We start from the raw sequence: 12,257 nt of genomic DNA, 5'->3' as shown, positions 1-12,257 counted from the left end.
CCTCAATGAAGTAAAAAACCTGTTCAAAACCGCTTCTTGGCTTGTCCCCGAGAAGTGGAGCGCATTGTAGAGATCTTATGAAATGGATCAAGTACTTTTTGCATTATTTTGTTTGTTCGAACAAATATTGAACTTAATGCTGTATATGTGAACTAAACTATGTCATAACTAGTTAGTTTCCCAGTATTTGAATCCTGTGAGACGCATTTTAAATAGTTAAAACGTTAATAATAATAAAAAGAAACGTTACGTTTCTAGTGAGTACAAACAATGAATAAAGTAATCGTATTACTACTTTGTTGTTTATGTACGATTGCTGATGCGAAGGATTTTGCAAAAGAAAAACAGGAACGTTTAATTGGCAGTCTACTTAAACAACAAGTGAAGCAACAAATATCAATTGAAAACAGTGTTCAGTCGCTATTAACAAGATATCCAGAGAAAGTGGATTTAGTCGTAACAACTGCGATTAAGTTATATCCCCGTGATTATAAAGGTATTATGAAAGGAGCAATGGAAGCTGAGCCTGTTTTATCTTGTAGTGTATTAGAGGCTATGATGGCGTCTAATGTTGCATCAACTGAACAATTACTCGCACAAGCTATCACCCTAGAACCAGCATATACCCATGAATTAATGGTTACCGCTGCTAAGGTGCAGCCAGACAACTTTGATAAAATTTTACGTGTAACGCTAAAAACAGAACCATTATTATCTGATAGGATCGTCGATAAAACCATGGAAGCACACCCAGAAAAATTATTTTCGATTTTACTCAGTGCCATTCGTGAATTACCCGGTAATATCTCAAGCTTTATGAAAGCAGCATTTAATTTGTCAACCTCAACGGCTGAACAACCTGCGACTAATACCTTCACTTTAAAAGAACAAAAGCATTTGGAAGATGTATTAAATGCTGCTCTGTCATCAGGTATGACAAAAAAAGATGCGATGAACGTTGCGCTAAGTAGTGGTATAAATCAAAACACACTGGATAAGCTTAATTTGGAAAACTGAGCCGACTTAACTGAGCCATAAAAATAACCGCTAAAAAAAGGAGCTAAGCGCTCCTTTTTTATTAACTTCACCTTTCTCGTGCAATCGCGCGATGGGCAATATCAGTTCTAAACTCTACACCTTGCCAAGTAATTTGGTGTAGTAGTTCATACGCAGCTTTTTGTGCAGACGTTACATTTTCTCCAAGCGCAGTAGCACATAACACTCTGCCACCAGCAGTAACAACATGGCCATCTTTCAATGCTGTGCCTGCATGAAAAGTTTTACGATCTTCTGCTCTGTTTGTATCTAAACCAGAGATAACGTCACCTTTCGGGTAACTTGCCGGATAACCCGCTGCTGCAAGCACAACACCTACTGCTGCACGAGGGTCAAAACTAATGTTTTGAATGTTAAGCTTACCCTCACAAGCAGCTAAACATAAATCGACAAGGTTTGATTGTAAACGCATCATTATAGGTTGAGTTTCAGGATCACCAAAACGACAGTTATATTCAATCACTTTTGGTGTTCCATCTGCTGCGATCATTAATCCTGCATACAAAAAACCAGTATAAGGGGCATCTTCTTTCGCCATACCTTCAACTGTCGGTATAATCACTTCTTCCATGGTACGTTTATGTATTTCTGGTGTTACAACGGGTGCAGGTGAATATGCGCCCATACCACCGGTATTAGGTCCTTTATCGCCATCGTACGCGCGTTTATGGTCTTGGCTTGTAGCAAAAGGTAAAATATTTTTACCATCAACCATCACAATAAAGCTTGCTTCTTCGCCTTCTAAAAATTCTTCAATAACCACACGATGGCCAGCATCACCGAACGCATTGCCAGCGAGCATATCTTTAATCGCGTCTTCTGCTTCTTCAAGTGTCATCGCAACAATCACACCTTTACCTGCTGCTAGGCCGTCAGCCTTAACAACAATAGGAGCACCCTGTTCACGTACGTACGCTAATGCCGGTTCGATTTCGGTAAAGTTAGCGTAGCTCCCTGTAGGGATATTATGACGAGCAAGAAAATCTTTTGTAAAGGCTTTCGAACCTTCTAGTTGAGCTGCTTTTGCACTCGGGCCAAAAATAGCTAACCCTTCTTGCTGAAAGACATCAACAATCCCATCAACCAATGGTTGCTCTGGGCCTACAATGGTTAAACTGACGTTATTGGTTTTAGCAAAATTAACTAAGGCATCGATATTGCTCACCGAGATATCGATATTTTCTAATTTGGGTTCGATTGCAGTACCCGCGTTACCCGGTGCAACAAATACCTTTTCAACTTGATTTGCTTGAGCGGCTTTCCAAGCTAACGCATGCTCGCGTCCGCCACTGCCAATAACTAATACATTCATTGATAATTTCCTAAAATGGTTAAAAAGAAAGAGCGACAAGTCACTCTTTCTGATTACTAAAAGCTTGCAATTAAGGTTTTACAAATTTAAGTGTCATTCGATCACTTTCACCAATTGCTAAATATTTCTCTTTGTCTTTATCACCTAATCGTAGTGATGGCGGTAATGTCCAAACACCTTTAGGGTGATCGGCGGTATCTTTCGCGTTCGCGTTTATTTCACTTTTCTCAGCTAACTGAAAACCCGCATCTTTTGCTAATTTAACTGTCAACTGTTCAGGAAAATATCCGCTGCGCTTATCTTCAGGCCATGACTGTGTATCTGGCATTCTATGTTCTACCACCCCTAACACGCCGCCTGATTTTAACGCGGTAAACGCGTCTTTGAATATTTGCTCAACACCTTCTTCGCCCCAGTTATGCAGGTTTCGAAAAGTTAACACTAAATCAGCCGTTCCAGCAGGGGCTAATTCACTTGGCTGTTTAGGAGTGAAATTAGTCAGCTTTACTTTGCTAAAAACTTCATTACCTGATAATTTTTTTTCTAAACTACGACGAGATTTACTATAATAATCATCACCGCCTGTATCTGGGTAATGAGCACCGTAAAGTGTACCTTTTTCTTTTAGTGCTGGTGCTAATATCTCTGTATACCAACCACCACCTGGGGCAATCTCCACCACTGTCATATCGGGTTTAAAACCAAAGAATTTTAATGTTTCAAGTGGATTACGGTAAATGTCTCGAGCTTTATTTTTATCGCTGCGATGTTTACCCATTACCGCACGTTCAAGTGCTGAAGCCTCTTTCGCTTTCATCAACATTAACTCGGCAGATGTTTCTTCTGCGATTGCCGCTGCTCCACCAAAAAGCGTTGCTGAACCTATAACAGCACTGATTAATTTATTTCTTAATGCTTTCATATTTTTTCTTCCTCTGAATGACCTATTGTAGTTATATCAAAATATAAGAACAAAATATGCGAAAACAATATTCAAAACCGATAAAAAAATTTAAAAAAAGCGCGAAAACAAGTTTTCAACGCTTTTTTAAACTTAAAACAGAGTAAAGCTCACACGCTCCAATCTTAATGACGGAAGTGACGCATACCAGTAAATACCATTGCAATACCGTGTTCATCGGCTGCAGCAATAACCTCTTCGTCACGCATCGAGCCACCTGGCTGAATTACCGCAGTAATGCCTGCTTCTGCAGCGGCATCTAAACCGTCACGGAAAGGAAAGAATGCATCAGAAGCCATTACAGACCCTTTTACTTCTAAGTTTTCATCTGCAGCTTTAATACCAGCGACCTTAGCAGAGTATACGCGGCTCATTTGTCCCGCACCAACACCAATTGTCATACTATTTTTAACATAAACAATGGCATTTGATTTAACAAATTTGGCAACTTTCCAACAAAATTTAAGATCACGCATCTCATCTTCTGTGGGTTGACGCTTTGTCACTACTTTAAGATCTTCGTCATTTACACGACCTTGATCACGATCTTGCAGTAATAAACCGCCATTGACACGTTTATAATCTAGGCCACTTGTTTGTACATTCCACTGACCACATTCTAATAAACGTACATTAGGTTTTGCGGCAACGATTTGTGCTGCAGCTTCTGAAATAGAAGGCGCGATAATAACTTCTACAAACTGACGAGAAACGATAGCTTCCGCAGTATCTGCATCTAGTTCACGGTTAAAAGCAATAATGCCACCGAATGCAGAAGTTGGATCAGTTTTAAACGCTAAGTCATATGCGGTTAAAATATTATCGCCAATAGCCACCCCACAAGGGTTTGCATGCTTAACAATAACGCAAGCTGGTTCTTCAAATTCTTTAACACATTCTAGTGCTGCATCAGTGTCTGCAATGTTGTTGTACGACAGTGCTTTTCCTTGAAGTTGTGTTGCGGTTGATACCGACGCTTCTTCAGGGTTTGCTTCAACATAAAAAGCGGCATCTTGATGAGAGTTTTCACCGTAGCGAAGATCTTGCTTTTTAATAAATTGACTGTTGAAGGTTCGTGGAAACTTGTTGGTTTCTTCAAAATTCACTTCGTTACTTTCTGTGCCATGTGCTGATAACATTTGGCCGAAATAATTAGCGATCATGCCGTCGTAAGAAGCAGTATGTTCATATGCAGCAATGGCTAGATCAAAGCGCGTGTTATAGGTTAACGAGCCGTTGTTTGCGTCTAATTCAGCTAATACACGGTCATAATCATGAGCGTTAACGATAATCGTCACATCTTTATGATTTTTTGCCGCTGCACGCACCATTGTTGGCCCGCCAATATCAATATTTTCAATTGCATCTTCTAGTGAACAATTCTCTTTAGCAACAGTATTTGCAAATGGGTACAAATTAACCACAACCATATCAATTGCAGCAATATTGTTGTCAGCCATAACCGTTTCATCAGTGCCACGACGTGCCAAAATACCACCATGAATTTTTGGATGAAGCGTTTTTACTCGGCCATCCATTATTTCTGGGTGGCCAGTGTGATCAGACACTTCTGTCACCTTAATGCCATTATCTGCTAACAATTTCGCAGTGCCGCCAGTTGAAAGAATATCAACACCTTTTTGCGCTAAACTACGGGCAAAATCGACAATACCGATTTTATCAGACACACTTAATAGTGCACGTTTAATTGGGCGTGGGGTATCCATTGTTGTTTCTGTTACCTTAATGTAAATATTGTTTTGTCTGGCCTTTGACATATGTCCTTGGCGATTCATCCATCTTGTTTTTACCAATGAAAGTTTTCGTTTACGTAAACATTGTTCATTAGCTATAAGTAAAAAAGCACCCTAGGGTGCTTTTTTATTGCAGGCTAACCTGCGTGTACTTAGTTCATACCGTACTTTTTCAACTTCTTACGTAAAGTACCACGGTTTATGCCTAGTAAATTAGCAGCACGTGTTTGATTACCGCGTGTATACTTCATCACTTCCTCCAGCATAGGTGCTTCAATTTCTGACAGTACCAATTCGTACATATCGTCAACGTCATTGCCGTTTAATTGAGATAAGTAGTTGCTGATAGCAATTTTAGCTTGTGTACGTAATGGAGAAGCTTCAGCTTGTGTTTGTACATTACCTGTAACAAACGGAGATGAAATATTTTGTTCAAACATATAGTTCAGACTCTTAAGTTAATTTAAATGATCAAAATACTTATTCAACGCATCGAGTTGTTCTTCACAACTTTCTAATGCATTAAATATAGAACGAAACTCTTTTCCTTGGTGTAACAGTTGTGTATACCAAGAGGTGTGCTTGCGAGCAAATCTAACGCCCATAAACTCACCGTAAAACGTGTGTAAATCCTTTACATGCTCAATCACGATTGAGCGTATTTCTGCTATTAATGGTGGCGCTAAATGTTGACCTGTTTCAAGAAAGTGATTTACTTCTCTAAAAATCCACGGTCGACCTTGAGCTCCTCGGCCAATCATAATGGCGTCAGCACCGGTATAAGTGAGCACTTGCGCTGCTTTTTCTGCGTCAGTAATGTCTCCATTAGCGACTACAGGAATACTCACTGACTTTTTAACAGCTTTAATGGTGTCGTATTCAGCATCACCTTTATAAAAGTCATTGCGTGTACGGCCATGAACGACTAAAGATTGAATACCATTGTGCTCAGCGATTTGCGCAATTTCGACAGCATTTTTACTATTTTCACACCATCCGGTACGAATTTTTAACGTGACGGGTACAGAAACCGCATTAACCACTGATTTTACAATCTGTTCGACTAATACAGGCTCTTTCAGCAAAGCTGAACCCGCCAATTTTTTATTCACTTTCTTCGCTGGACACCCCATGTTGATATCAATGATTTGTGCACCATTATCAACATTGACTTTCGCAGCAAAAGCTAGCTCGTCAGGTTCAGAACCTGCAATTTGAACAGAACGAATACCTGATTCAGCAGAGTGAATCAAACGTCTTTTAGACTTTTCAGTATTCCAGACTTTTGGGTTTGCAGACACCATTTCTGATACGGCCAACCCAGCCCCCATTCGACAGCAAATCTGACGCATTGGTTGGTCTGTAATACCGGCCATAGGCGCAAGCATAGTTTGACTATTTAATCGATAAGAACCAATATTCACGTTGCTGTTTTTTTGAGCTACCTTTCAAAAGGGCGCTAAGTTTACGCGTTTTTAGCAAGATTGAAAAGCATATAAATTGAACAAATGTGAGTTTTTTTCAATCTTTTTATATTGACTTTTGACAAAACAATATTGCAGATGATTTAGATTTAAAATGTATAACGATTCTGTATAAATTTTAACTCAACTATTACAAAATGTTAGCGGCCAGTTCCCGATAGTCTTACCCATTCTTCTTGCACTGCAACGGGATCCATTTCACACCATTGGCTATAAATTTCTTGAAGTGACTCTGCTTGCGCTTCTAAAACACCTGATAAAGCAAGTTTGGCATCGTTTGCTAAAAATCCAGTAATGGTTGGTGCAAGTTCACGCAAAGGGCCTGCTAAAATATTAGCAACGACAATATCAGCCTTTAATGACGGTTGGTCTTGAGGAAGGTACAATGATAGTCGACTTTCTACACCATTTCTTTTTGCATTTTCTTTACTTGCCTGTAGTGCTTGTGGGTCTATATCGATTCCGATCACTTGCTTTGCACCTAATTTTAATGCCGCTAATGATAAAATGCCTGAACCACAGCCGAAATCAACAACGGTTTTTCCCGTTAAATCAAGGCTATCTAACCACGTTAAACATAAGGCGGTTGTTGGATGTGTGCCCGTACCAAAGGCTAAGCCAGGGTCTAACATAACATTGACAGCATCTGGTTCAGGGACCTCACGCCAGCTTGGACATATCCATAGTTTCTCGCCAAATTTCATCGGATGGAAATTATCCATCCACTCTCTTTCCCAGTCTTTATCTTCGAGTTGCTCGAGCTTGAATTTCATTTTTTCTCGGTCAGGGTGAATGCGTTGCAAATAACGAATTGCAGCATCCATGTCATGGGTAGCATCATAAAGACCCATTACTACCGTATTTGCCCAATAAAGTACTTCATCGCCCGGAAGAGGTTCATATATAGGCGTATCTTTGGCATCAATAAAAGTAACAGCTTGAGCACCGCACGCCATTAACCAATCGCTATATTTCTCGGCCGTATCTTCGTTAGCACTTAATCGGAGTTGTATCCAGGGCATTATAATTCTCAGTAAAATTCACACTGCTGATATTTTATCATTGAATAGCATAAAAACTCATTGAATTTAGTTATTAACATGACAATAATTAGTTAGTCTAATTAATTGTACTTAATTGACAGTCGCTAAATTGCTCTATTAATTCTTTTTTTAAGGTATTGTGGGTACCGGATGTTGGTAGACAACGTTCATGCATAAATCTAAAAAGACAACACTATTTAAATGATAGCTATTCTAAAAGCAGGGTGTTCATGAATTACTTTCCAATATTTCTAACCGCTAATCGCATTAATGCATTAATTGTAGGCGGTGGTGATGTTGCTGCTAGAAAAATAGAATTACTGTTAAAAGCTAATTGCACCATTACTGTTATGAGCGAAAAGTGCAATGAGACTGTTGAACGTTTAATTGATAATGAATCACTTGAACACCTACCTCATCAATATCAAGCGAATAACTTACAGCAGTTTAATTTAATTATTGCTGCAACTGACGACGAGGCCGTTAATCAACAAGTTGCGGCGAACGCTCATCAGCTAGATATTCTCGTCAATGTCGTTGATCAACCGGCTTTGTGTAGCTGGATCACACCAAGTATTATTGATAGAGATCCGATGCTTATTGCCTTATCCAGCTCAGGTTCAGCCCCCATTCTTTTACGCATGTTGCGTGAACAAATTGAAAAAACGTTACCTGATGGTTACGGCAAACTTGCTAACTTTAGTTATAAATTTCGAGATCACGTTAAAGCGCGTATCAAGGGCGTAAGAAATCGCCGTGCATTCTGGGAAGAGATATTACGAGGATCTATCGGACAGCTAGTACTCGATGGCAATATCGAACAAGCTGAACTCCAACTTATTCAACAGCTAAAGCAGGAAGTTTCTTTGCCTAGCGGTGAAATTGTGTTCATTCATACATTATTAGGTAACCCTGATAATTTAACGTTATCAGCCCACCGAGAAATGCAGTTTGCTGATGCAGTAATTTATGACGAACAGGTAAACCCTGCTTTTATTGAATATATTAGAAGAGACGCAGATAAGTACCCGCAACAAATTAATGCTGATGTGTTAATAAATGCACAGCATGCATTAGAACTTGCAGAAGCAGGAAAGAAGGTTATTTATTTATTAGCTGGTCACCAAACGATTCCGCACAACTCTGCACTATCGCTCAGCCAAGTAACAGTAAAAGAACTTGTTTGCGGTACTTAACGTTTACAATATCGTGAACAACATATAAAAAAAGCCCCACTCTAACGAGCGGGGCTAACAATACGTTTACGCAGTAAGAGCAATTCTACGCACGTACTCCCGGAAAGAAGTACCCATGCAGGTACATCAACCATTAAAGACTCAGAACAAATAAGTAAGGGCAAATACTTGCTTTGACTTTAATGTAAACACTTGCTGTTAATAGCTTTACTCTGGCTATGTGAGTAAAAACACTTAAGGGTTAACATCAAGTTGTTTGTATACTAACAATGGTTCGCCTCACAGTCAATACAAATGAGAATTATTTTTATTTGCTTTTGTAAAAAGCTTGATACGAAATATCAAGCCTTTTGTAGCGTATTTATAAAACAACTTAGAAACTATATTGGTAGCTCACCGATAAAGTACGAGGCTTACCCACCATTATAGAACCATGTGTACGCGACACCATATAATCTTTATCGAGTAAGTTATCAACGCTAAGCTTCACTTTTTGACTCTTATCTAACTCATAACTTGCAGATAAATCAACTACGGTTCTACTAGCAATTTTATCGTCTGTAGCAATATTTCCTTGACCTGCACTTGTACGCATTTCAGCTAAGTAGCGAATAAGTAAATCTGTACGCCATTTATCGCCTACAATACCAGCCGTTAATTGTAATTGCTGCTCGGGTAAGTATGGAAGATCATCACCTTTTGTTACGTTACCCCAGAAATCAGAAGCAAAACTATTCTCAAATTCGGTTTTCGTTAAGGTATATGTAAGGTCAAAAGGTATCGTTAATGAAGACGTCGATAGTTCATACCCTGCTTTTACTTCAACACCTGAAACTGCAACTTCGCCAGCATTGTATTGATTACCAATGTTATCATCATCACAGTTTTGGCTTGCTGTACAGTTTCCATGCATGTTTTTATAATCCGAAACGAACGCAATAGCTTCACCATTAAATGCATTGTCTTGGTAACGGATACCGAACTCATAATTCATACTTTCTTCATTTTCGCTATCGGTATTGCCAGGTGCTGGTGGCGCGAAGCCTTTTTGGACGCCACCTAATAGTAGAAGTTCGTTGTTAATTCGATACGTTAACGCCAAAGAAGGCAACCAAACATCAACGTCATTTTTCTTATGTGCTGGTGTAGCTGTGCGTGCTACGTCAGATTTTCCCCAATCATGACGCTCAATGGTCATGTCTTCATATCGTAAACCGGCATTGATAATAAAGTCACCTACGGTGTACTCATCATGCACAAAAATTGCCAGGGCTTCAGCGCTGTCGATGCGGTTCGAGTCTGTACCAGGTACACCCGCGCTAGTTAAGGTCATATCATAGGCCGTATCTAAACTATATTTATCAACCCATTGATAACGATCCATTTCATCTTCATGATACCGTAATCCAAACTTAACCTGATGAGCATTAAAGTCTGCATCAAGCACTGTTTGGATACCTTGTGACAAATATTCACGGTTATTTGCTTTTACATCCACTGAAATTTCATCGCTTGCAATAACGTTTTTATCAAACTGAGCGGCAATCTCTACACCGCCACTTCCAAGGCTTTTACCATTAACTTTACTTGTTTTATACCAGTTACGGTTAAAGTCGTTATGGTATGCAGAGGTACCTAAAACAAAACGTGGAGAAAGTTGGATCAAGTGATTAACTTGCAGTTGCTTATGCTCTGTAGCCATATTATCTAACTGAGAAGCTGAATAACGTTGATACGGATCTGCATTATAATCTGCCGATGTTAAACCTATATAGGTTTCATCTGAATCTTCATCAGCATATTTTAATTTTACCTCTAACTCTTGATAAAATTCAGTATTTGCATCAGAGCGAAGTAGTACTTTAGTCATTACATCATTCTTTACGAAACCTGTTCCTTTGTTCGTATGATTAATATCTTTAAAGCCATCGGCTTGATATCGAAACACTTCGAATACAGACGCAATATTTTTACCTGTTCCACCAACAAAACCGTGTACTTTCCCATAGCCATCTTGACCTAAACTTAAATCAATTTTACCGGCTACATCTTCTTTTGGGATCTGACGAGATAAAAGGTTAATTACACCACCTGTGGTACGTGGGCCATACATAGCGCTTGATGTACCTTTTAATACTTCGATAGATTGCATTCTACCTGCTGTAGGAAAATAATAAGCCGCAGGAGAAGCATAAGGTGCAGGTGCAGATAAAACACCATCTTCCATAATGGTCACTTTTTCACTTCTGTTTTGCCCAGTACCGCGCATGCCTATGTTTGGACGAAGGCCATAACCATCCTCTTCTAACACATAAACACCAGGTACCGAAGTCAGTGTACGCATAATGTCGCTATAATCGAATTTTTCTAACTCTTTCTCTGATAAAACATGAGCACTTCCTGGTGTATCATTGACACGGTGCTCATTACCGAAAATAGTTAAATGCTCCATATCTTGCTTTTCGTTTGCGAAAGCATTGGTTGAAATAGCAGCTGAAATTGCTAATGCAACACATGCTGGTTTTAAGGCTAAATGAATCACGTATTGAAACCCTTATATAAACGGTAAAATTAAATTGGCGCAATTAAAACACTCAACAAAATAAGAATCAATATCATTTACATTTATTTTTATTTTTTATAAGAAAATGCCTTTTATATAAACTTTAGATATATTTAGGTTTAATTCATCACATAAAATGGAACGAGAATAACACCTATTTCTAATGAGAATGCCCTATAACGGTTCCTTCTTTAAAACCTTGATGGATCATTTTCGCAAGAAAGGGGTCCGCTTCATTATCGCCTATGTCTGCATAATCAATCGTTTGAAAGGTCAGAATCTTATTGACATAATTCTGCACATCTTCAAGTTCATGATTGATATTCGATAATTGCCAGCTTGTATGTAAACTTCCTTTCTTTTTGATGACTAATTTTTCAACTAAACGCAGTGCTGGCAACCAATGTAAAGTGTATTCAAATTTGTTAACTTTTGCGGTTAATACTTCAACGCGATTACATCCTTTAGTTTGCATGTCTATGCGTTCCATATTCGCAACAAATTGATCTGTTAATAATTGCCACTGTTGCTGCCAAGTTACTGTATAAGAGCGTACTTTTATTTCATCCGTTTGGTATTCAATCGCTTTTTGATAATCAGGAAAATATCGTGTCAGTAATAAATGTTGCTCAGAAGGTCTACTCCACAAGTCGCCATAGTTTTTTGCATGATAATATTGGCCTACCTGATTATTTAATCGTGCCAAAGTTAATGTATCATGGGTAATGGTGCCGTCTACGCTTTGATGATTTACTTGGTAGTTAGCAATAAGCTGAGCTGGATTTTCATTGCATATACTCGATGCAAAAACCGTATGACACGTAAAAGTGAATACTAAAGCAAATAACGCTATTTTCATGGTATCTCTCATAAAAAAAGTTGGTACAA

The 12,257-nt window shown here is 38.9% G+C and carries 10 protein-coding genes; 2 read left to right on the top strand and 8 right to left on the bottom strand.

The genetic code is table 11. From position 1 onward, the window contains the following. The first annotated feature begins 270 nt into the window (after nt 1–270). A complete protein-coding gene (locus Q4489_RS03930; RefSeq protein WP_303477358.1) occupies nt 271–1,017 on the top strand; it encodes a hypothetical protein in 747 nt (248 codons plus the stop codon). 67 nt (nt 1,018–1,084) lie between these two features. On the opposite strand, the gene purD is transcribed toward Q4489_RS03930, so the two are convergent. The 6 genes from purD to prmA form a co-directional block, all read right to left on the bottom strand. Further along, a complete protein-coding gene (gene purD / locus Q4489_RS03925) occupies nt 1,085–2,368 on the bottom strand; it encodes a phosphoribosylamine--glycine ligase (RefSeq protein ID WP_303477355.1) in 1,284 nt (427 codons plus the stop codon). A 70-nt stretch (nt 2,369–2,438) separates the two neighbouring features. Next, entirely contained in the window at nt 2,439–3,290 is an 852-nt protein-coding gene (locus tag Q4489_RS03920; protein ID WP_368389583.1) for a class I SAM-dependent methyltransferase, read from the bottom strand. Nucleotides 3,291–3,454: 164 nt separating this feature from the next. Further along, complete coding sequence (gene purH / locus Q4489_RS03915) at nt 3,455–5,056, bottom strand: bifunctional phosphoribosylaminoimidazolecarboxamide formyltransferase/IMP cyclohydrolase (protein ID WP_303477352.1); 1,602 nt, start codon at nt 5,054–5,056, stop codon at nt 3,455–3,457. Nucleotides 5,057–5,235: 179 nt separating this feature from the next. Further along, entirely contained in the window at nt 5,236–5,523 is a 288-nt protein-coding gene (fis, locus tag Q4489_RS03910; RefSeq protein ID WP_074497022.1) for a DNA-binding transcriptional regulator Fis, read from the bottom strand. A gap of 18 nt (nt 5,524–5,541) precedes the next feature. Further along, nucleotides 5,542–6,507, bottom strand: coding sequence for a tRNA dihydrouridine synthase DusB (gene dusB, locus Q4489_RS03905; protein WP_303477348.1), 966 nt, complete (start codon nt 6,505–6,507; stop codon nt 5,542–5,544). A gap of 200 nt (nt 6,508–6,707) precedes the next feature. Beyond that, nucleotides 6,708–7,589, bottom strand: coding sequence for a 50S ribosomal protein L11 methyltransferase (gene prmA, locus Q4489_RS03900; RefSeq protein ID WP_303477345.1), 882 nt, complete (start codon nt 7,587–7,589; stop codon nt 6,708–6,710). Nucleotides 7,590–7,840: 251 nt separating this feature from the next. Here prmA and Q4489_RS03895 point away from each other — a divergent pair, with 251 nt between their 5' ends. Then, the gene (locus tag Q4489_RS03895) at nt 7,841–8,806 is read left to right on the top strand and encodes a siroheme synthase (protein WP_303477343.1); all 966 of its coding nucleotides are present in this window, start codon (nt 7,841–7,843) and stop codon (nt 8,804–8,806) included. Between the two features lie 373 nt (nt 8,807–9,179). Here Q4489_RS03895 and Q4489_RS03890 read toward each other — a convergent pair whose 3' ends face one another. Together Q4489_RS03890 and Q4489_RS03885 are read right to left on the bottom strand one after the other, a co-directional pair. After that, complete coding sequence (locus Q4489_RS03890) at nt 9,180–11,348, bottom strand: TonB-dependent receptor (RefSeq protein ID WP_303477341.1); 2,169 nt, start codon at nt 11,346–11,348, stop codon at nt 9,180–9,182. Nucleotides 11,349–11,529: 181 nt separating this feature from the next. After that, on the bottom strand, nt 11,530–12,228 hold the full coding sequence (locus Q4489_RS03885) for a hypothetical protein (RefSeq protein WP_303477339.1): 699 nt from the start codon (nt 12,226–12,228) through the stop codon (nt 11,530–11,532). Between the last annotated feature and the right edge of the window lie 29 nt (nt 12,229–12,257).

The sequence above is a fragment of the Thalassotalea sp. 1_MG-2023 genome (genome assembly GCF_030546745.1).
Classification (GTDB): Bacteria; Pseudomonadota; Gammaproteobacteria; order Enterobacterales; family Alteromonadaceae; genus Thalassotalea_C.
The sequence above is the reverse complement of the archived record's forward strand: the minus strand, read 5'-3'. Positions and strand labels throughout refer to the sequence as shown.

Excerpts from the sequence above, each read along its gene's own strand:
- Q4489_RS03930 (WP_303477358.1), top strand. The coding sequence starts at position 271 with ATGAATAAAGTAATCGTATTACTACTTTGTTGTTTATGTACGATTGCT.
- purD (WP_303477355.1), bottom strand. The coding sequence starts at position 2,368 with ATGAATGTATTAGTTATTGGCAGTGGCGGACGCGAGCATGCGTTAGCT.
- Q4489_RS03920 (WP_368389583.1), bottom strand. The coding sequence starts at position 3,290 with ATGAAAGCATTAAGAAATAAATTAATCAGTGCTGTTATAGGTTCAGCA.
- purH (WP_303477352.1), bottom strand. The coding sequence starts at position 5,056 with ATGGATACCCCACGCCCAATTAAACGTGCACTATTAAGTGTGTCTGAT.
- fis (WP_074497022.1), bottom strand. The coding sequence starts at position 5,523 with ATGTTTGAACAAAATATTTCATCTCCGTTTGTTACAGGTAATGTACAA.
- prmA (WP_303477345.1), bottom strand. The coding sequence starts at position 7,589 with ATGCCCTGGATACAACTCCGATTAAGTGCTAACGAAGATACGGCCGAG.
- Q4489_RS03895 (WP_303477343.1), top strand. The coding sequence starts at position 7,841 with ATGAATTACTTTCCAATATTTCTAACCGCTAATCGCATTAATGCATTA.
- Q4489_RS03885 (WP_303477339.1), bottom strand. The coding sequence starts at position 12,228 with ATGAAAATAGCGTTATTTGCTTTAGTATTCACTTTTACGTGTCATACG.